This is a genomic window from Bradyrhizobium sp. 25ACV (genome assembly GCF_054863005.1).
The window spans coordinates 141,969-161,124 of the sequence record NZ_JAVAYO010000018.1; the positions used below are offsets into that span (position 1 = coordinate 141,969).

At 64.2% G+C, this 19,156-nt stretch carries 18 protein-coding genes; 10 read left to right on the forward strand and 8 right to left on the reverse strand.

Annotated elements, in window-relative coordinates:
- Window positions 1–867 (forward strand): ornithine carbamoyltransferase, encoded by an 867-nt coding sequence (locus tag RAD04_RS32400; RefSeq protein ID WP_461627034.1) that lies wholly within the window; start codon window positions 1–3, stop codon window positions 865–867.
- 95 nt (window positions 868–962) lie between these two features.
- Here RAD04_RS32400 and argC read toward each other — a convergent pair whose 3' ends face one another.
- The 3 genes from argC to RAD04_RS32415 form a co-directional block, all read right to left on the reverse strand.
- Window positions 963–1,943, reverse strand: coding sequence for an N-acetyl-gamma-glutamyl-phosphate reductase (argC, locus tag RAD04_RS32405; RefSeq protein WP_461627035.1), 981 nt, complete (start codon window positions 1,941–1,943; stop codon window positions 963–965).
- On the reverse strand, window positions 1,940–2,605 hold the full coding sequence (locus RAD04_RS32410; RefSeq protein ID WP_461627036.1) for an FMN-binding negative transcriptional regulator: 666 nt from the start codon (window positions 2,603–2,605) through the stop codon (window positions 1,940–1,942). Before RAD04_RS32410 ends, argC begins: the two co-directional genes overlap by 4 nt.
- A gap of 225 nt (window positions 2,606–2,830) precedes the next feature.
- Window positions 2,831–3,361: a DedA family protein gene (locus RAD04_RS32415; protein ID WP_461627037.1), complete on the reverse strand. Its 531-nt coding sequence runs from the start codon at window positions 3,359–3,361 to the stop codon at window positions 2,831–2,833.
- Window positions 3,362–3,634: 273 nt separating this feature from the next.
- Here RAD04_RS32415 and parE point away from each other — a divergent pair, with 273 nt between their 5' ends.
- The 5 genes from parE to RAD04_RS32440 all read left to right on the forward strand — a co-directional run bounded on the left by parE (window position 3,635) and on the right by RAD04_RS32440 (window position 9,226).
- Window positions 3,635–5,680: a DNA topoisomerase IV subunit B gene (gene parE, locus RAD04_RS32420; protein ID WP_091956837.1), complete on the forward strand. Its 2,046-nt coding sequence runs from the start codon at window positions 3,635–3,637 to the stop codon at window positions 5,678–5,680.
- Window positions 5,681–6,108: 428 nt separating this feature from the next.
- Window positions 6,109–6,891 carry an outer membrane protein gene (locus tag RAD04_RS32425; RefSeq protein WP_018323049.1) on the forward strand — a complete coding sequence of 261 codons (783 nt, stop codon included), beginning with the start codon at window positions 6,109–6,111 and terminating at the stop codon, window positions 6,889–6,891.
- A 258-nt stretch (window positions 6,892–7,149) separates the two neighbouring features.
- Window positions 7,150–7,944 carry an outer membrane protein gene (locus tag RAD04_RS32430; protein ID WP_461627038.1) on the forward strand — a complete coding sequence of 265 codons (795 nt, stop codon included), beginning with the start codon at window positions 7,150–7,152 and terminating at the stop codon, window positions 7,942–7,944.
- A 304-nt stretch (window positions 7,945–8,248) separates the two neighbouring features.
- Window positions 8,249–8,434 carry a hypothetical protein gene (locus RAD04_RS32435; protein ID WP_028144810.1) on the forward strand — a complete coding sequence of 62 codons (186 nt, stop codon included), beginning with the start codon at window positions 8,249–8,251 and terminating at the stop codon, window positions 8,432–8,434.
- A gap of 21 nt (window positions 8,435–8,455) precedes the next feature.
- Window positions 8,456–9,226, forward strand: a complete 771-nt coding sequence (locus RAD04_RS32440) for an SDR family NAD(P)-dependent oxidoreductase (protein WP_461627039.1) — start codon at window positions 8,456–8,458, stop codon at window positions 9,224–9,226.
- Between the two features lie 119 nt (window positions 9,227–9,345).
- Here RAD04_RS32440 and RAD04_RS32445 read toward each other — a convergent pair whose 3' ends face one another.
- The 5 genes from RAD04_RS32445 to RAD04_RS32465 form a co-directional block, all read right to left on the reverse strand.
- A complete protein-coding gene (locus tag RAD04_RS32445) occupies window positions 9,346–10,110 on the reverse strand; it encodes an outer membrane protein (protein WP_461627040.1) in 765 nt (254 codons plus the stop codon).
- Window positions 10,111–10,290: 180 nt separating this feature from the next.
- A complete protein-coding gene (locus RAD04_RS32450) occupies window positions 10,291–11,538 on the reverse strand; it encodes an FAD-dependent oxidoreductase (RefSeq protein WP_461627041.1) in 1,248 nt (415 codons plus the stop codon).
- A gap of 333 nt (window positions 11,539–11,871) precedes the next feature.
- Window positions 11,872–12,303, reverse strand: coding sequence for a hypothetical protein (locus tag RAD04_RS32455; protein ID WP_461627042.1), 432 nt, complete (start codon window positions 12,301–12,303; stop codon window positions 11,872–11,874).
- Between the two features lie 81 nt (window positions 12,304–12,384).
- Window positions 12,385–12,645, reverse strand: coding sequence for a hypothetical protein (locus tag RAD04_RS32460; RefSeq protein WP_461627043.1), 261 nt, complete (start codon window positions 12,643–12,645; stop codon window positions 12,385–12,387).
- 30 nt (window positions 12,646–12,675) lie between these two features.
- Entirely contained in the window at window positions 12,676–14,190 is a 1,515-nt protein-coding gene (locus RAD04_RS32465; protein ID WP_461627044.1) for a caspase family protein, read from the reverse strand.
- Window positions 14,191–14,396: 206 nt separating this feature from the next.
- Here RAD04_RS32465 and RAD04_RS32470 point away from each other — a divergent pair, with 206 nt between their 5' ends.
- The 4 genes from RAD04_RS32470 to fabA all read left to right on the forward strand — a co-directional run bounded on the left by RAD04_RS32470 (window position 14,397) and on the right by fabA (window position 19,073).
- Entirely contained in the window at window positions 14,397–15,359 is a 963-nt protein-coding gene (locus tag RAD04_RS32470) for a helix-turn-helix domain-containing protein (RefSeq protein WP_461627045.1), read from the forward strand.
- Window positions 15,360–15,658: 299 nt separating this feature from the next.
- Window positions 15,659–17,212, forward strand: coding sequence for a DEAD/DEAH box helicase (locus RAD04_RS32475; protein ID WP_461627046.1), 1,554 nt, complete (start codon window positions 15,659–15,661; stop codon window positions 17,210–17,212).
- Window positions 17,213–17,377: 165 nt separating this feature from the next.
- A complete protein-coding gene (locus RAD04_RS32480; protein WP_461627047.1) occupies window positions 17,378–18,445 on the forward strand; it encodes a GGDEF domain-containing protein in 1,068 nt (355 codons plus the stop codon).
- A 97-nt stretch (window positions 18,446–18,542) separates the two neighbouring features.
- Window positions 18,543–19,073, forward strand: a complete 531-nt coding sequence (gene fabA / locus RAD04_RS32485) for a bifunctional 3-hydroxydecanoyl-ACP dehydratase/trans-2-decenoyl-ACP isomerase (protein ID WP_461627048.1) — start codon at window positions 18,543–18,545, stop codon at window positions 19,071–19,073.
- Window positions 19,074–19,156 lie beyond the last annotated feature (83 nt).

Sequence of the window (19,156 nt, forward strand, 5' to 3'; positions counted from 1 at the left end):
ATGCTTAGCGAATCCGGGCGGGATTTCGTAGAGTTCCACGACCTCGAGGCCGACACGATCCGGTCCATCGTCGACCGCGCGCAGGTGCTCGCGGCGGCATGGGCCGACCGCGCCATGCCGCAGAGCCTTGCCGGCAGGCGCGTCGCGCTCATCGTTGACGATGGCGGATGGAGGAATACCGCTGCCTTCGCGCTAGGCGTAAAGGCTATGGGCGGAATCTGCGTCGACGCGCAGGTCAGATTCAACACGAGCGAGGCGACGGCCGATCTTGCCGAATATCTCGACAACTGGTTCGACGTTCTGGTGGTGCGCACCAGGGAGCTGTCGGCTCTGCGAGAGCTCGCGTTCCACGCCCATGCGCCGGTCGTCAATGCGAGAACACGATCGAACCACCCCTGCGAAACGCTCGGCGATCTCGCCTATGTCAGGAGCCTGAGGGTCAGCCTGGATGGACTGAAAGTCGTCGGCTTGGCTCCGGACGCGAACATCCTGAGATCGTGGGTCGAAGCCTCCATCGCGCTGCCGCTCCGGGTGACCCAGATCTATCCGGAAGATTGGCACATCAAGGACATCGCGGCCCCGAACTTCACCGCCAGCACCAGCCTGGACGCCTTGTTCGATGCGGACGTAATCGTCACGGATTGCTGGCCTGATGGCGCAGGCGCGCATCAACTCCTCGAATATCAGGTATCGGCATCGATGCTCGACAGATGCCGACCCGACGTCATTTTCCTGCCCTGCCCGCCGGTCACGCGAGGCCAGGAGGTCAGTGCCGATGCGATGCCGCACCCCGCTTGCCAGAGCCCGGCTGCAAAAGCCTATCTTCTGCACGCGCAGAACGCTTTGCTCGAATGGATATTCACGTAGGACGCAGCCAAAGGCCGCGAGCCTGGCAAGAATGGGCCCGGCTCAGCAGCGCACCGCCAAGTGGCGCTGCGCTGCGTCCGGGGCACGAGACTGCCCTACTCCTCCGGCAATCCCAGCATCAGCCGCATGTTCTGCACGGCCGCGCCGGATGCACCCTTGCCGAGATTGTCGAGCCGAGCGACCAGCACCGCCTGGTGATATTTGTCGCTGGCGAAGACGTAGAGCTCGAGCATGTTGGTCTCGTTGAGCGCCTCCGGCTCGATCCGGCCGCCCTTTGACGCTTCGTTCTGCAGCGGCATCACCTTGACGTATTTCGAGCCGGCGTAGCGCTTGGCGAGCGCAGCCTGCAGATCGGCACCGCCGGGCTTGCCGGGCAGCGTGTCGAGCTGCAGCGGCACCGAGACCAGCATGCCCTGCCGGTAGTTGCCGACCGAGGGAATGAAGATCGGCCGCCGCGTCAGGTTTGAATAGAGCTGCATCTCCGGCAGATGCTTGTGCTCGAAGCCGAGGCCGTAGAGCTCGAAGGATGGCGCGCTGCCGTCCTCAAAGCTCGCGATCATCGACTTGCCGCCGCCGGAATAGCCGCTCACCGCGTTGACCGCGACGGGGTAATCCTGCGGCAACAGGCCGGCATCGACGATCGGCCGCAGCAGCGCGATCGCGCCGGTCGGATAGCAGCCGGGATTGGAGACCTTCTTGGCGGCCTTGATCTTGCCGGCCTGATCTGGCGTCAGCTCCGGAAAGCCATAGGCCCAGTCAGGCGCGACCCGGTACGCGGTCGAGGCGTCCAGCACCTTCGGGCCAGCAGCGCCCATGCTGTCGACCAGCGCAACCGTTTCCTTGGCGGCATCGTCGGGCAGGCAGAGGATGACGAGATCCACCTCCTCCATCAGCGTCTTCTTGGCCGCGGGGTCCTTGCGCTTGTCGTCGGCGATCGTCTTCACGACGACGTCGTTCTGGAGCTTCAGCCGCTCGTTGATGCCGAGCCCGGTGGTGCCGGAGCCGCCGTCGACGAAGACGGTCGCGGGTTTGGTGGCAGCGCCCTTCGGGGCCTGTTTGATGTCAGCGAGGCTCATGGTGCGCTCCCTTCGAGCATGTTCGTGTCGTCTGCAAAAACCTGCGGCCTTGCCTGCCGCATCAAATGTGAGATCTGCTTGGCGTCGGCATCGCCGACGCTGAGCGCATTCGCGATCGCCGCATAGTCGGCGTCCGATTTGTGCTGGTTGAGCTTGAAGCTGCCTTCGACCTCCTCAACCGTCATCACCAGACCCACGATCCCCTTCTTCATCGCTTCCAGCCGTCCGGCCGTCATCTTGTCCGATGTCCACGGCTTCTTCGGCAGCAGCCAGTTCTCGAACTTGTCGCTGAGCGTGGCGATCTGCACCGTCAGCTCGTCGTCAGACAACATCCGCACCGGCCCGCTCAGATGCACCGACTGGTAGAGCCAGGTCGGCACCTGGTCCGGCGAGACGTACCAATCCGGCGATACATAGGCATCGGGGCCATTGACCGCGAGCAGCCAGGACACCGCGCCGTCCGCGAGCTTTAGCAGCGGATTGTGACGGGCGACATGAAGGGCCGCCTGCGGCGTGCCGTCGGCCGCATAGGTCAGATAGAACGGCAGCGGGGAAGCGACCGGTTTCTTGCCGTCAAAGGCGCACATGGTGCCGAAGCCGCGCTCTTCGGCGAACTTCAGGCTTGCGACGCGGTCCTGCTTGAAAAAGGGTGGCGTGTACATCGTGGTCTCCTGCTGGGCCTCCTTGGGGGGCCGCCGGATCAGATCGCGCTGACAGGAGAGAGAATGCCGCGGATCGGATCCAGCGGCAAAGACGATGATCTCAAACGCGATCGACCGCCCAAACCGCTAAAGAGCGGCGGCGGCGACGGGCGAACAGGATGGTCGCGGCGTTGATCATGGCGCGCGGCTATAAAGCCAGATCAGGTTTCCGTCAAGGTTTCGGCGTCAGATCACCCGCCAGATCCATTCCATGATCTTGGCGAGCACGTCGCCGAACAGCAGGAGCACCGCCGACCAGATCAGGGCCGAGACGAAATTGGCGGCCTGGAAGCTCCAATAAGGCATCTCGAAGATGCCGGCCGCCAGCGGCACCGAGGCGCGCAAGGGTCCGAAGAAGCGGCCGATGAAGATGCTGGGGATGCCCCAGCTGCGCACGAAAGCCTCGCCTCTGGGCAGGAGTTCCGGATAGCGCGAGAGCGGCCACATCTGCGCGACCTTCTCCTTGTAGCGGTAGCCGAACCAGTACGAGACCCAGTCGCCCAGCGCCGCACCCAATCCGCCGGCGATCCAGACCGGGAAGAAGCTGATGCCGCTCGCCCCGATCAGCGCGCCGATCGCGACCAGCGCGCCCCAGGCCGGGATCAGCAGCGAGATGAAGGCCAGCGATTCCCCGAAGGCGAGCAGGAACACGATCGGAGCCGCCCAGACCTGGTGAACGCGCACGAAATCGGCCAGGGCGTGCGCAATCTGCTCCATCTAAAAAAAGCCTTCCCGCCCCGTCTCAAGGTGCTGCTCGATGAAAAAGACTGGTAAGCCAAGGGCTTGTGTGACATCAAGTCACAAAACTCGCTCGGCGCGGACGGTCCGGTCAAATTGCCGGGAATTGCAGGGCCTGCGGCGTAAAATCGCCGGGATTGGCTCCCAACCAAACCGACCGGCCCGCCCCGCGGTAACCTTTCCAAGGCAGAAGTGGCATAGTCGGCCTAACCGATTCGCCGCTCATGCGGCCCTCACAGCGTATCAAGATATATGTCCAAGCAGTTGAAACCCAAAGCAAAAGACGACTTTTTCGGCGGCGATGAGCCGAAGCCTCGCGCGCCTGCCAAGGCGGCATCGCGCGGAACCGGCGGCGAAGCCGACTACACCGCGGCCGACATCGAGGTGCTCGAAGGCCTGGAACCGGTGCGGCGCCGGCCCGGCATGTATATCGGCGGCACCGACGAGAAGGCGCTGCATCATCTGTTCGCCGAAGTCATCGACAACTCGATGGACGAGGCGCTGGCGGGACACGCGACCTTCATCGGCGTCGAGCTCTCCGCGGACGGCTTCCTGACCGTCACCGACAACGGCCGCGGCATCCCGATCGATCCGCATCCAAAATTCCCGAAGAAATCGGCGCTCGAAGTCATCATGTGCACGCTGCATTCGGGCGGCAAGTTCGACAGCAAGGTCTACGAGACCTCGGGCGGTCTGCACGGCGTCGGCATCTCCGTGGTGAACGCCCTCTCCTCGTTGCTCGAGGTCGAGGTCGCGCGCAGCCAGAAGCTCTACCGCATGACGTTCGAGCGCGGGCACCCCAAGGGCAAGCTCGAGGATCTCGGCAAGATCAACAACCGCCGCGGCACGCGCGTCCGCTTCAAGCCCGATACCGACATCTTCGGCGCCAAGGCTGCGTTCAAGCCGCAGCGCCTGTTCAAGATGACGCGCTCGAAGGCGTATCTGTTCGGCGGCGTCGAGATCCGCTGGAATTGCGCGCCCGAACTGCTCAAGGGCGTCGAGGACGTCCCGGCGGAGGCGACGTTCCACTTCCCCGGCGGCCTCAAGGATTATCTGGCGGCAGCAATTCACGCCGACACGCTGGTCCACCCGGATATCTTCTCCGGCAAGTCCGGCCGCAATGGCGCGCATGGCGCCTGCGAATGGGCGGTGGCCTGGACCGCGGATGCCGACGGCTTCCTCTCTTCCTATACCAACACCGTCCCGACACCCGATGGCGGCACGCACGAATCCGGCCTGCGCAGCGCGCTGCTGCGCGGCCTGAAGGATCACGCCGAGCGCGTCGGCCAGGGCAAGCGCGCCTCGTCCATTACGTCGGAAGACGTGATGGTCGGTGCCGCCGTGATGCTTTCGGTGTTCGTGCGCGAGCCCGAATTCCAGGGCCAGACCAAGGATCGTCTCGCCACCGCGGAAGCGCAGCGCATCGTCGAGCAGGCGATGAAGGATCCGTTCGATCACTGGCTGTCGGGCAATCCGAACATGGCCAACAGGCTGCTCGATTTCGTGATCGACCGCGCCGAGGAGCGGCTGCGGCGGCGGCAGGAGAAAGAGACCGCGCGGAAAACCGCCGGCAAGAAGCTGCGCTTGCCCGGCAAGCTCGCCGACTGCACCGATGCCGGCACCGAAGGCTCAGAACTCTTCATCGTCGAAGGCGACTCGGCCGGCGGCAGCGCCAAGCAGGCGCGCGACCGCAAGACCCAGGCCGTGCTGCCGCTGCGCGGCAAGATCCTCAACGTCGCCTCCGCCGGCAAGGACAAGCTGACGGCCAATGCCCAGCTCTCCGACCTCGTGCAGGCGATCGGCTGCGGCCAGCTCCTGCAATACCGCGAAGAGGATCTGCGCTATCAGCGCATCATCATCATGACCGACGCCGACGTCGACGGCGCACACATCGCTTCGCTGCTGATCACCTTCTTCTACCGGCAGATGCCGCGGCTCATCGACGAAGGGCACCTCTTCCTCGCAGTGCCGCCGCTCTACAAGCTCACGCACGGCACGAAGTCGGTCTACGCGCGCGACGACAAGCACAAGGAAGAGCTGATCAAGAGCACGTTCAACGCCAACGCCAAGGTCGAGGTGAACCGCTTCAAAGGCCTCGGCGAGATGATGCCGGCGCAGCTTAAGGAGACCACCATGGATCCGAGCAAGCGCACGCTGCTCAAGGTGGTGCTGCTCGCCGACGATCGCGACACCACGGCGGATTCGGTGGAACGGCTGATGGGCACCAAGGCCGAGGCGCGCTTCGCCTTCATCTCGGACAAGGCCGAGTTTGCCAGCGAAGAGCTGCTGGACGTTTAAGTCCTCGGCGCTGTAGCGCTTCACCGAGAGCCCCGGCGAAAAGCCGGGGCTCTTTTGCTTTGCGGGGGCGATGACGTCGCTGGGGTCCGTATGGCTTTGAGCGATTCCCGGCACCGTCGTTGCGACTCGGCCAACGACTCACGGCGCTCAGGCGGAGGCACGATTGCTTCCATTTCGGACAAGGCGGGATTTGCTAACGAAACCTTACCCGAGGTTGAATTCCAAAAATCTCAGTAAGGCTTTGAATTTATGTGATTATTCCAGATCTCGACAGCCGCGACCGGAATGCCCGCGTATCGGCGTTTTCCGGCGACTGTGCCTGCCCGGCAACAGCATTCCGGCAGGAAACGTCTATAGTCCGGACATCAGATGACACGAACTTCAGTGCGCTCGCGCTGCTACACAGACCAAGGTTGGGGATTTTTATCATGAAGAAGGTTTTGCTCGCTCTGACCGCGGTTGCCGCGATGACCGGTTCGGCCTCGGCGGCCGATCTCGGTGCCCGTCCCTACGTGAAGGCCCCGATGCCGGCGCCCGTCGCCAACTGGACCGGTTTCTACGTCTTCGGCGGCGGCGGCGGCGGCCTCTCCAATGCCGACCAGCACGTCCAGACCACCGTTGGTGCGGTTCCGCTGACGATCGATCAGCGTCAGGGCGGCTCCGGTTGGTTCGGCACCGTCGGCGCCGGTTACGACTGGCAGTTCAGCGGCACCTGGGTCGCCGGTGTGTTCGCTGACGGCCAGTTCGGCAGCATCCGCGCCACCATCCAGGATCCGATCGTCGGCATCACCGGCAACCAGAAGCTGGAGACCTCCTGGGCCGCGGGCGTGCGCCTCGGCTGGCTGGTCGCCCCGAACGTTCTCTCCTACGTCAACGGCGGTTACTCGGGCGCCCACTTCGGCCAGACCAACTTCACCACGCTGGGCGGCACCCCCGCCGGCATCCACCTCAACAGCTACAACCGCAACGGCTGGTTCGTCGGCGGCGGTGTCGAGAACAGCCTGAACATCTTCGGCGTCTCTTCGCCCGGCTGGTTCATGAAGACCGAGTATCGTTCGGCCTTCTACAACGCCAAGACCTCGAACGAGCTCTTCGACGGTACCAACGCGCTGGTCGGCCGCGACATCCGCGCCAACAGCTGGAACCAGACGATCTCGACCTCGCTGGTCTACCGCTTCAACTGGACCGGTCCAGTCGTCGCGAAGTACTGATCCGAACGCAAGTTCAGACGTCAAAGCCCCGGCATCGCCGGGGCTTTTTCGTTATGGCAACGGTTTTGAACGAGCCGATGAAACCGGGCCCACATCGACGGCCGAGTCCAAGAGCGTCGCTTTATGCAGTGCGTTCTACTGGAGGATGTGACCAACTCACAACAGCATTGGAGCGCGAACCAGCTACCATCCGGACATTAGATGGACGGAATCGGGGCACTCGCCGCCCGCCCGGCGAGCCAAGTTGGGAGGTTTGCAATGAAGACATTGTTGATGGCTCTGACGGCGATCGCCGCAATGAGCGGAACGGCCTCGGCCGCTGATCTGGCCGCCCGTCCCTATGCAAAGGCACCGCCAGTAGCTGCCGCCGTTCCGAGCTGGACCGGTTGTTATGTCGGCGGCGGCGGCGGTTACGGCCTCTGGAATCAGGACACCACCCTGTACGACGACACCACCGCGCCTCGCACTCAGCTCAGCGCGACGACGACCGGTGGCGGTCGTGGTTACTTTGGCACGGTGGGCGGCGGTTGCGACTATCAGTTCGCGCTGGGTTCATGGAACTGGGTCGTGGGCGCCTTCGGCGACTACGATTTCGCCAGCATCAAGGGGAGCCCCAACTTCACACTCGCGACGTACGGCTCCGAGAAACTGAGCTCGCAATGGTCGGTCGGCGGCCGGATCGGCGTTCTGGTGACCCCGAATCTGCTGACCTACTTCTCGGCCGGCTACACTGAAGCTCATTTCGACCGCGTGAATTTGCTGTCTGCGCTGGCTCCGATCGGCGCGCCCGCCGGCTTCTATTTCGGGTCTCGCAATTACAACGGCTATTTCATCGGTGCCGGCGACGAATATGCGCTGAACTTCCTGCCCGGCTTGTTCTGGAAGACCGAATACCGGTTTTCGGACCTGGACACCAAGACCAACCCGCTGCTCTTCACCGCGACGAATGCGGCGACGGGCGCGTCGATCGACTCGCACAAATATGTCCACACCGTGCGCAGCGAACTGGTCTACCGCTTCAACTGGGGCAGTCCGCTGGTCGCGAAGTACTGATCGGTCCTCGTACCGCGCTTCAAAAGCCCCGGCATCGTCCGGGGCTTTTTCGTCGAGGGAGTCCGTCGCGCGCTAGCCTGCAGCAGATCCGCCTGGTGCGGAATGGCAGCTCGGTCCGCAACCGGCGCGGCCACGATCGCGGCGGCTGGAAGCGTTCCTGCCACGGACATGCGTCCTCCTGCGGCCCTGCATCGGCGGCCATTGTATCTGAACTGAAGCTACGGCTAGTCTGGTGCCAAGCTTTCCTGACCGTGGCGATCGATGCCGCGGGTCGCGACGGAAGCGGACCGACGGGGAGGAATGCATGCGCAGATTTCTGCTTGTAGCAGGCCTGTTTGCCCTCGCCGTCGGGCTGCTCTGGATCGGACAGGGCACGGGTACGGTGCCCTGGCCGCGATCGAGCTTCATGGTCAACCAGCTGCATTGGGCCGGCTATGGCGCCGCCATGGCCGGCTTCGGGCTGGTGCTGATCTGGCAGAGCAACCAATAAAAGAAACCAGGGAATACAAGCATGACATCCAGCCGGTTCGAGCTCCGCGGCAAGGTCGCGGTCGTAACAGGAGGCAATGGCGGCATCGGGCTCGGCATGGCGCGCGGCCTTGCCGATGCCGGCGCCGACATCGCCGTGGTCGGACGCAACGAGGCCAAGTCCAAAGCAGCGGTCGAAGATCTCAGGCAGCGCGGCGTCAAGGCGATTGCGGTTGCGACCGATGTCACCGACAAAGCCGCGATCGAAGCCATGATCGCGCGTGTGGTGAAGGATCTCGGCCGCATCGACATCCTCGTCAACAATGCCGGCATGAGCATCCGCAAGCCGCCGCACGAGCTCGAGCTCGACGAGTGGAACAAGGTGATCGACACCAACCTCACCAGCGCCTTCCTGTGCTCGAAGCTCGCATATCCGGCCTTGAAGGCGTCAGGCAACGGCAAGGTGATCAACATCGGCTCGATGATGTCGATCTTCGGTGCGAGCTTCGCCACCGCCTACGCGGCAAGCAAGGGCGGCATCGTGCAGTACACGCGTGCCTGCGCCAATGCCTGGGCGCCCGACAACATCCAGGTCAATGCGATCCTGCCGGGCTGGATCGATACCGACCTCACCCGCGGCGCGCGGCAACAGGTGTCGGGATTGCACGAGCGGGTGCTGGCGCGCACGCCTGCGGGGCGCTGGGGCGACATCGACGACTTCGCCGGCATCGCCGTGTTCCTGGCATCGCCCGCGTCGAACTTCGTCACGGGCACCGCGATCCCCGTCGATGGCGGCTTCTCGGTGATGGCCTGAGGCCGGGCCTTCCTTCCGGCCATCCAACAACGCAAAAAAGAAGCCCCGGACAAGTCCGGGGCTTTTTGAATTTAGGCATTGCTTTTTTGATCGTTGGTCGCGTTGCGTCGTCGACGTGCTCAGTAACGGGCAATGGCAGGTGCGTCGAACTTGTAGCTCGCGCGCACGACGGCCCATTGGATGTCGCGCGGCTTGGCGTCGAAGGTGTAATTCCCCGACGTGCCGCCGAGCTGATAGGTCTGGCTGCCGAAGGCAGCGTAGTTGTATTCGAGGCCGACGATCCAGTTGCGGGTTACGCCGTATTCCCAGCCGGCACCGACAGTCCAGCCGTTGGCCCAGTGGGTTTGGCCGCCGGAGCCCGACACACCGACGGTGTCGCTGACCGACAGACGGTTGTTCGCGCCGGCATAGCCGCCCTTGACGTACAAGAGGTTGTTCTGCACGGCGAAGCCGGCGCGGCCGACCACGGTCGCGAGCACGTTGGTGCGCCAGGAGAACACGTCGTCGCCCGCACCGAACGCGGTGTTGGTGAACGAGCCCTTGTTGTCGAGGCCGGAGATCGTGCCTTCCATGCCGAACACGTAGTTGTTGGCTTGCCAGTTGTAACCGATCTGGGCGCCGCCCATGATGCCCGCGCTACGCTGACGATAGCCCTCGCCCGGGACGAGATCGCCGAACGGCGCACCGGTCCCGTTGTTGATGAACTGCTGGTTGGTCCATGCGCCGCCGATGTGGCCGCCGACATAGAAACCGGTCCAGTTGAACAGGGGCTCCACATAGGCTGGCGCCTTCGTGTAGCGCGCGCCGAGATCGGCGGCGGAGGCCGCGCCCGTCGAAACCAGAGCGGTCGTGCAGGCGAAGGCGGCAATCAATTTGTTACGCATGGTACAACCCCGTGTCCTTTGATGGACGCACGGTCACAGACGGGTGTTACTAAAATTCGAATCAACAGAGTTAACGTGGCGGATGGGCACGCGCTGGTCCGCAAATCCGTCGGCGCTGTTGCACCCTCGCAACGCTGCACACGCGGTTTAACGCAACATTATCCCTACCGAATTCCCGCGCTACGCCGTCGGCGCAGCTTTCGAGTGCACGTGCTCGGGCCGCACGCCGAGCGCAAGCAGGCGCGCAGGGATGCCCTGCAGCCATGGCAGCGCGGTGATGAGGCGCACGATCAGCGGCACCTTGAGCGGCCGGTCACTGCCCTGCAAGGCGCCGCTGATGATCTTGTTCTGCACGATCACCTGCATGCGCTGCGTCATCTTCACCGGGAACTCGCGGCGACGGCGCACGGCATCGAGATCGCTCTCGGACGGGCAGCCGTGCTGCATCTTGTCCGCCAGCAGATTGGCGGTTGCGACTGCATCCTGCACGGCGAGATTGACGCCGACGCCGCCGACCGGAGACATCGCATGCGCGGCATCGCCGATGCAAAGCAGACCCGGCCGCGTCCAGCGCGCCATGCGGTTGATCGCGACGGTCAGCAGCTTGACGTCGTCAAAGCTCTTCACGTCGGCGATGCCTGCCTTAAGGATCGGGGCCATGCGCACGACGTCGTCGAGCAGCGCCTGCAGTCCCCTCGCCTTCACCGCTTCGTGCTGTCCCTTGGCGATGACATAGGCGCACTGCCAATAGTCGCCGCGATCGAAGGTGATCATCATCTTGCCGGGCTCGACGCGCGCGAACACGCTTTCCGTCTCGTCGGCCTTGCGGCCGGCGCGAAACCACAGCACGTCCATCGGCGCGCCGATCTCCTCGACGACGAGGCCGGCGCGCTCGCGCACCGTCGAATGCCGGCCGTCGCAGGCGATGGTGAGATCGGCTTCGATGTCGATGATGCCGTCAGGCGTTTTCGCCCGCACCCCGGCGATAGTCTCGCCGCGGCGGATCAGATCGACCGCCTCCGTGCTCATCATCACCTCGAGCGAGGCAAAGCGCCGGCCGGCCTCGCGCAGGAAATTCAAAAAATCCCATTGCGGCATGAAGGCGATGAAGGGGTATTTGGTGTGGAGCCGGCTGAGATCGGCGATGCGCACCGGTGTGCCGCCGAACAGGCCGTCCATCTTCTGCAGGCGTTGATGCGGCAGCTTCAGGAAGCCGTCGATCAGACCGAGCTCGTCCATGACCTCGAGCGTCGAGGGATGCACGGTGTCGCCGCGGAAATCGCGGAAGAAATCCGCATGCTTCTCCAGCACCACGACCTCGATGCCGGCGCGCCCCAGGAGATAGCCGAGCATCATGCCGGCCGGCCCGCCGCCGACAATGCAGCAACGGACCTTTTTCGTCCGGTTCGGTTGTTGGTCGGATGTCATTGCAACCACGATCCGCGATTCGAGTAGCGATCAAGATATGGCGGGCAATGTAACGCCGATTCCGGTCGAACGGCGCTTGAATTTTGATGCGCGATCTCCAACGCCGGCCGTTCAGATCACGCCGGCTCTTCCGATCCCGGGAAGCTGCGCGCCTGTTGTTATCAGGACACGCGCTGAAGCTGCGATGCGGAAGAGAGCGAGCCGAGGGCCTAGCGTTGCTCGCGGCGAGGAGCCGCGTCTACCATCAGCCGCGTGCGTCACGGCAGCCGGTCGCCACTTGCGCGGCAACGGAAAGGCCCGCACTGCGGCGGGCTCTCCTGCACGGGATCTAGACTATTTCTGATCCTCATTGCTGGTCCCGGTGCCCGGACTGCCGATCGGCAACCCGTTCGGCGCATGACCGACACCAGCGTTCCGTCCAGCTTGCGCGGCCGCTGGCGAGGTGCCGTTTGCAGTCGGGGACTGAACGTTCGGATTGTTCAGGCCGGTGTTGGTGTTGACGTTGGCCCCGGTGGTGGTGCCACGAATGCCCATTCCCGAAGGAGCCGACGGCCCCGAATTGGCGCTGCTGGATGAGGTGCCCATTCCGGCACCTGAGCTGGCTGCAGACCCCGCGCCGCCGGTGCCCGTCCCGGCCGCGGCCCCGGCACTGGCACCGCCAGCCGCACCACCGCCGCCTCCGCCAGCACCCCCGCCTCCCTGGGCAAAAGCGGTCGTTGAAAGCGCAGCGCATGCGAAGGCTATGAGGATGGACTTGCGGATCATGAATCGTCTCCCTGATTTGACAGACAATCCAGGTGACCAAGGAGTTGTTCCGTCGCCTGCGGCGAACGGACGTCCGCCACCTCAGGGCTTCGACTTCCGTTCCCATGGGCGCTTGCCATCGGAATCACGATCCCAGGGACGCGTCATCGGAGCCACCTTTTCATCCTCGGCGGCCTTCGCACGGTCCGCTTGGACGCGTTCCCGGTCGGTCAGTGGCTGCGTGGGGATTGGAGCAGTTTGCGCCAGAGCCGGAAGCGTCGTGAGCAGCACGACGATGATGAATTTTGACATCCCCGGCTCTAACATTTCCACCGTTGGCTTGTCCGATTTAAGTTCGTCCATCCCGTCACGCCCCACGCGATGAACACGGCCTCAATTATTGCCGCGGTTCGCGCTGCGGAAACTCTTGATCTCCGAGACGCTGCCGTCGCGATAAGTCAGCTCCACCGAGACGGACTGCGTGGCGGGCGCAAGCTTCATGTAGAGCGGCATGCCGGCGGTGATCGCGCTGGGGTCGCGCATGTCGCAAGCAGGCATCTTCAGCACCTGGTTGGGCACGGCAGTGTCGATGCCGATGCGCACCTCGCGGATGGCGCAGCGATAGGACACGAGGTGCGTGTAGTAGACCAGCAGCCCGTTGAATTCGCGGAACGACAGCCAACTCGTCGACGTCATGTCGAGGATCTTGCGCTGGTCGCGGATCAGCGCGGCCTCAGGATCGAACCGGATCGGGAACGGCCCCTGCATGTCGCCGGATTGATCGACATAGCGGACCTCGATGGTGCCGGCCGCAGCATCCGGCGGCAACTCGATCGACGGGTTCGGCATCCGCTTGCGCGTGCGCGGATCGAGCGTGTCGATGAAACCGGTCTCGCGGAAATCGCCCTTGCCGGCCATGCGCCAGGAAATGCCGAGCGTCGGGTCGGCGAACGAGAACACCACGCTCCAGCCGCCATTGTGCCGCGAGAAGCTCGCGATCGGCGCGTTGAGGGTCTCCTCCTTCGGCAGTTGCGGCACGGACACGGGCGGTAGCGCCGCGAGCTTCTGCGGTGGCGGATCAGCCGGCCGCGCGACGGCATCCTTCGCCATGCCGCTGAGGAAGACGTCGTCGACCATCTGGTCGAAATAGACCGGCACCTGCCTGTGCTTGACGGTATCGGCCATCTCGCTGACGGCACGGCGGGTGCGCTGCGCTACCTGCACGAGGTTCTCGCCGGGCTGAAGCAGTTCCCTGGCGAAGGTGCGCGTGAACACCGAATTGGGATTGGCGTCGTCGTTGGAGAGGCGGTCGAGCGCGGTCTGGCGGGGACCTGCCGAAAACACCGAGAACACGCCTTCGGGCAGCTGCACCATCGGGGCAAGCCCGCCGCCACCGGCAACTGCGCGGGTGCCCTTGCGCTCGAACGGGTTGTTGCGGCACGCGTCGAACACGAGGATCGAGGTCCGCGCCTTCTTGTTCTGGAGGCGCTCGACGATGCGGTCGGCCAGGATCGAGGCGTCACGCACCAGCTCTTCCTGCCCTTCGGTCGCCGCCGGCACGTCCGTCGGCAGCAGGTAGTTCTGGCCCGCGATCTCGAAACCGTGGCCGGCGTAGAAGAAGAACGCGGTGTCGCCGGGCTCGATCGTCTTGTCGAAGGCGAGCAGGGTCTCGGAGAATTGCTGCCGGCTCTGGTTCTCGGCGACCATCACCGAGAAGCCGAGTTGCTTCAGCGTATCGCCCATGGTGCGGGCGTCGTTGACCGCCTTGAGCAGCTTCGGAACGTTCCTGTAGTCGTTGTTGCCGACGACGAGCGCGACGCGCTTCTCGGCATAGGCGGGAGCTACGAAGCCGCTCAGGCCCGCCGCCAGGCCAAGAGCCGCCAGAATTCCGAAAAGCCGACGCGTCATCGCAAAATTCCCGTTGCAGAACGGCGCCAAGCCGCTTCCCTCGAACAGCAGTTCATTTGCCCCCTGCCGCTGTGTGATAGTCGGCCCAGAGGTAACGAGGGTTCAAGGGCACGGGCCCCGGTTCCACGATCTGCCTATGGCAGATTGCGCTGGAATCTGCTTTTTCTTTGGCATCAGGCAAACGCGCTCGAAGCGAGGGGGCTGCCGTGTATCGCTGGTGTACCGACGAAGTCGAGCCGCACGATCGCTTCGATTATTGGCGCGAGGTGCGCTCCAAGGGATTGTTCGGCGTTACCGCCGAACTCGAGCGCGAACGGCGCGCGGACTTTTTCGGCGAATTCTCGCTGCGCCAGCTTGGCGGCGCGGGCCTCGTCGAGCTGAAGGCCTCGCAATATACGGTCGAGCGCAGCAGCTCCGACATCGCCTACGCACCCGGCGACAGCATCTGCGTCTACCAGCAGCTCGGCAGCGGCGGCTGGTTCGGCGGCATGCGCGGAAACGACTTCGCGATCGCCCCGGGCAGTTTCGCCACCAGCCATACCGATCTGCCCTACCGCACCGCGCCGCTCGGCGCCGGGGGCTTCCACCTGCGGATCCTGAAGATTCCAGTCAGCAGCATTCCGGCGCAGGACAAACGCATGCGCGAGCTTGCGCCCCGGACGTTTGGCGATCCCACCCTGGCGCCCCTGCTCGGGGCCTGCTTTGCCGAGCTCGGCGACGCCTCTACGGATCAGGGCGCCGGCGATGCGACCTCCCTCGTCCAGGCTTTGGCCCATCTGGCGCTGATCGAGCGCGGCATCGTCAGGCCGGGCAGCCGGCGCGGACAGGCCGCGCTACGGACCGCCCGCCTCTCGCAGGCCCGGCGCCTGATCGCGGGCCACCTGCAAAATCCGGATCTGGCGCCGACGATGGTGGCCGACGAGCTCGGCGTGTCGGTGCGCCATCTGCACATGCTGTTCGAGACCGCGGAGAAGAGCTTCTCGCAGACCGTAACGGACGAACGCCTGAAACAGAGCCGCCGCCTGATGCGTGAGGCACCGGAGCGGCTGATCGCCGACATCGCGACCTCCTGCGGCTTCGAGAGCCTGGCAACCTACTACCGGGTCTTCAATGCCGCCTATGGCATGGCCCCGGGTGACTTCCGGGCGCAGGGCTCGGATAGGCGTTAGCCGCCGTTTTGGCGGCTCCGGCCGGAGCGCGGGGCTGGGCGGAAAAACCCCAGTCACACCCGCTATTTGGTAAAAACCTCAGGTTTTTTAGGACCTTCCCGCGCCCGCTCCATTGACTTTGGCCGATTCCCGCCTATGTTCCGGGGCGACGCGGCTCAGATCGAAGACCGATTCCTGAGCCTGGCGCTTTGTCCGCGTGAGTCAGCACCCCCAGCTTCTTTGAGAGCGCGCCGTTTCGGGGTGGAACGCGACAGCCTTATTACCCTCGATTCCGAACGGCGGTTTCGACCAGAGGCTCAATGTCCTTTTCAGATCTCGGACTGTCCGAAAAAGTCCTCGCCGCAGTGGCGGCCACCGGTTACACCACCCCCACCCCCATTCAGGAACAGGCGATCCCCCACGTCCTCGCACGCAAGGACGTGCTCGGCATCGCCCAGACCGGCACCGGCAAGACCGCGGCCTTCGTGCTGCCGATGCTCACCATCCTCGAAAAGGGCCGGGCCCGGGCGCGCATGCCGCGCACGCTGATCCTCGAGCCGACCCGCGAGCTCGCGGCCCAGGTCAAGGAGAACTTCGACCGCTACGGCGCCGGCCAGAAACTCAACGTCGCGCTTCTGATCGGCGGCGTTTCCTTCGGCGACCAGGATGCCAAGCTGACGCGCGGCGTCGACGTGCTGATCGCCACCCCCGGCCGCTTGCTCGACCACACCGAGCGCGGCGGTCTGCTCCTCACCGGGGTCGAGCTGCTCGTCATCGACGAAGCCGATCGCATGCTGGACATGGGCTTCATCCCCGACATCGAACGCGTCTGCAAGCTCGTCCCGTTCACGCGACAGACCTTGTTCTTCACCGCGACCATGCCGCCGGAAATCCGGCGCATCACCGAAGCCTTCCTGCACAATCCGCAGAAGGTCGAAGTGTCCAAGCCTGCCACCACTGCCGTGACCGTCACGCAGTCGCAGGTGCCCGCGGGACGCGAGGCGCATGAGAAGCGCGAGCTGCTTCGCCGCCTGCTGCGCGAAGCCAAGGATCTCAAGAACGCGATCATCTTCTGCAATCGCAAGCGCGAAGTCGCCATCGTTCACAAATCGCTCCAGAAGCATGGTTTCAGCGTTGGCGCACTGCACGGTGACATGGACCAGCCGGCCCGCATGGCGGCGCTCGAACAGTTCCGCAAGGGCGAGCTACCGCTTCTCGTCGCCTCGGACGTCGCCGCCCGCGGCCTCGACATTCCCGAGGTCAGCCACGTCTTCAATTTCGACGTCCCCCATCATCCCGATGACTACGTCCACCGCGTCGGCCGCACCGGCCGCGCCGGTCGCACCGGCACCGCGATCTCGATCGTGACGCCGCTCGACCAGAAGTCGATGGTGGCCATCGAGAAGCTGATCGGCCAGAGCATTCCGCGCGCCGAAGGCGACTTTGAAATCCACACCGAAGCCTCCGATGGGACCGAGCGTCCGCGCGAGTCGCGTGGCCGCGAACGTTCACGCGGCGGACGCGGCAAGCCGCAGCGCGGCCGTGATCGTGAGCGCAGCCACGAGCCGCGCGAGCCCCGTGGCGAGGCAAGACATGCTTCCGAGGCAAGACAATCTTCTGAAGCAAGGCATTCTTCCGAAGCAAAGAGTTCTTCGGAGGCAAGACAGCCCGCTGAAGCAAGGCATCGTTCCGACGACAAGCGCAGGGCCGAGCCGCGTCACGACGCGCGCCAGCAGGCCAATAATTCGCACGTGCCGTCGATCGGCCGTCCCGAGCCCCGCCGCCAGCGCGAGGCCGACAGCGAGCCGGGCGATCATTCGCATCTGCCGGCGTTTCTGCTGCGGCCGGTTCGCTCCTCCCCCGCCGGAGCCTGAGGCGCGAAGCGCCCCAGGTTTCGGTTGAGCAAAGCCGCCGCACAATTTTTTAGATGCATTCGTGAACGTATATTTACGGGGTATTCACGATCGTCCGTTAGCCTACGAACATAATTTAAGCATTGCTGCGGTCGACGGCGCATCGACCGCTGTGGGGTATGTTCCGTGGTCAAGGTTCTCGATGAACACGAACGCACGATGGCGTTCGCCGAGGTAGCACTCGGGCAGATCCGATCGCTGCGTCAGACGGCAATTCCCCGCAATTATGAGATTTGGTACGTCTACGCCACCGGCTACAACGCGCCGCTCAACAAGATCGTCAACGAGACGCTGGCGCGCAGCGGCAAGCTGACTGAAGCCGATCTCGAGCAGATCTACGAGACCTATCTCTCCCACATCAAGACCACTGACCGCATCGACAAGGTCGGCGCGCGCGTCATCGGCGAGATCGACGACGTGATGAAGGTCTTGAGCGATGCACTCGGCATGACCGGCTCCTACGATGCCAGCCTGTCGGGCGCCACCGAGAAACTGGCGTCGGCCAAGAACCGCGAGCAGATCAAGGCGATCGTCGAGACGCTGCTCCGTTCGACCACCGAGATGCGCGAGACCAACAAGACGCTGGAAGACCGGCTGACGCTGTCGAAGAACGAGATCAGCAATCTCCAGCAGAGCCTGGAGGCGATCCGCGCCGAGAGCCTGACCGATCCGCTCACGGGCCTCGGCAACCGCAAATATTTCGACCGCATGATCGACATGGCGGTGCAGAGTGCCCTTGCTTCGGGCGAGCCGCTATCGCTGCTGCTGTTCGACATCGATCATTTCAAGTCGTTCAACGATTCCTACGGCCATCTCACCGGCGACCAGGTGCTGCGACTCGTCGGCCTGTCGCTGAAGCAGACCATCAAGGGTCAGGACATCACCGCGCGCTATGGCGGCGAGGAATTCGCGGTCGTGCTGCCCAACACCGCGCTGCGTCAGGCCCTCACGGTGGCCGACCACATCCGCCGCGCAGTGATGGCGAAGGAACTGAAGAAGAAGTCCACCGGCGAGATCCTCGGCCGCGTCACCATCTCCGTCGGCGTCTCCATGCTCAAGCAGGGCGACGACACCGACGCGCTGATCGAGCGTGCGGATGCCTGCCTCTACGCCGCCAAGCGTAACGGCCGCAACCGCGTGATCTGCGAAGCCGATCCGGAATACGCGGTCGAAACCCACAGCCGGGTGGCGTGACGCGATCGCGGCATGCCGAACGGCTGCGCTTGACATTCCAACCTGACGACCGACATCTTCTGCGCCGCCAGAGCGCGAGCATCGAGGACTTGTCGTCGTGCCCAATCCCCATGATTTTCACACGCCGCAACCGTCCTACACCCGGGACGAACTACTGAGATCGAGCGAAGGCGGCTATTTCGGACCCGGCAATGCGCAATTGCCGGCGCCGCCGATGCTGATGATGGACCGCATCACGGAAATCAGCCTGGACGGCGGCGCGTTCGGCAAGGGCCATATCGTCGGCGAGCTGGATATCGTGCCGGACCACTGGTTCTTCGATTGTCACTATCGAGGTGATGCGATGATGCCGGGAAGCCTGGGCCTGGATGCGATGTGGCAGATGGTCGGCTACTGGCTCGGCTGGTCGGGCTCACCAGGCAAGGGCCGCGCCATCGGCGTCGGCGAAGTGGAGGTCACCGGAGTGGTCACGCCGGAGACGCGACGCGTGCGCTACGAAGTCGCCATGCGGATGGTCCGCCGCGGCAAGCTGGTGCTCGGCATTGCCGACGGCCGCGTGCTTGCGGATGGCATATCGGTCTTTGTGGCGAAGGATATGCGAGTTGGTCTGACTAAGGCCACAGACTGAGGTCCAGTAGATTCCATGGGGTGGTGAGCGTGGCCTTTCCGGTAGGTTTGGGTTTCCACACTCGAACCCCCGGAGAGTCAGAT

Coding starts and splice junctions, on each gene's coding strand:
- RAD04_RS32400 (WP_461627034.1), top strand. CDS start 1: ATGCTTAGCGAATCCGGGCGGGATTTCGTAGAGTTCCACGACCTCGAG.
- argC (WP_461627035.1), bottom strand. CDS start 1,943: ATGAGCCTCGCTGACATCAAACAGGCCCCGAAGGGCGCTGCCACCAAA.
- RAD04_RS32410 (WP_461627036.1), bottom strand. CDS start 2,605: ATGTACACGCCACCCTTTTTCAAGCAGGACCGCGTCGCAAGCCTGAAG.
- RAD04_RS32415 (WP_461627037.1), bottom strand. CDS start 3,361: ATGGAGCAGATTGCGCACGCCCTGGCCGATTTCGTGCGCGTTCACCAG.
- parE (WP_091956837.1), top strand. CDS start 3,635: ATGTCCAAGCAGTTGAAACCCAAAGCAAAAGACGACTTTTTCGGCGGC.
- RAD04_RS32425 (WP_018323049.1), top strand. CDS start 6,109: ATGAAGAAGGTTTTGCTCGCTCTGACCGCGGTTGCCGCGATGACCGGT.
- RAD04_RS32430 (WP_461627038.1), top strand. CDS start 7,150: ATGAAGACATTGTTGATGGCTCTGACGGCGATCGCCGCAATGAGCGGA.
- RAD04_RS32435 (WP_028144810.1), top strand. CDS start 8,249: ATGCGCAGATTTCTGCTTGTAGCAGGCCTGTTTGCCCTCGCCGTCGGG.
- RAD04_RS32440 (WP_461627039.1), top strand. CDS start 8,456: ATGACATCCAGCCGGTTCGAGCTCCGCGGCAAGGTCGCGGTCGTAACA.
- RAD04_RS32445 (WP_461627040.1), bottom strand. CDS start 10,110: ATGCGTAACAAATTGATTGCCGCCTTCGCCTGCACGACCGCTCTGGTT.
- RAD04_RS32450 (WP_461627041.1), bottom strand. CDS start 11,538: ATGACATCCGACCAACAACCGAACCGGACGAAAAAGGTCCGTTGCTGC.
- RAD04_RS32455 (WP_461627042.1), bottom strand. CDS start 12,303: ATGATCCGCAAGTCCATCCTCATAGCCTTCGCATGCGCTGCGCTTTCA.
- RAD04_RS32460 (WP_461627043.1), bottom strand. CDS start 12,645: ATGGACGAACTTAAATCGGACAAGCCAACGGTGGAAATGTTAGAGCCG.
- RAD04_RS32465 (WP_461627044.1), bottom strand. CDS start 14,190: ATGACGCGTCGGCTTTTCGGAATTCTGGCGGCTCTTGGCCTGGCGGCG.
- RAD04_RS32475 (WP_461627046.1), top strand. CDS start 15,659: ATGTCCTTTTCAGATCTCGGACTGTCCGAAAAAGTCCTCGCCGCAGTG.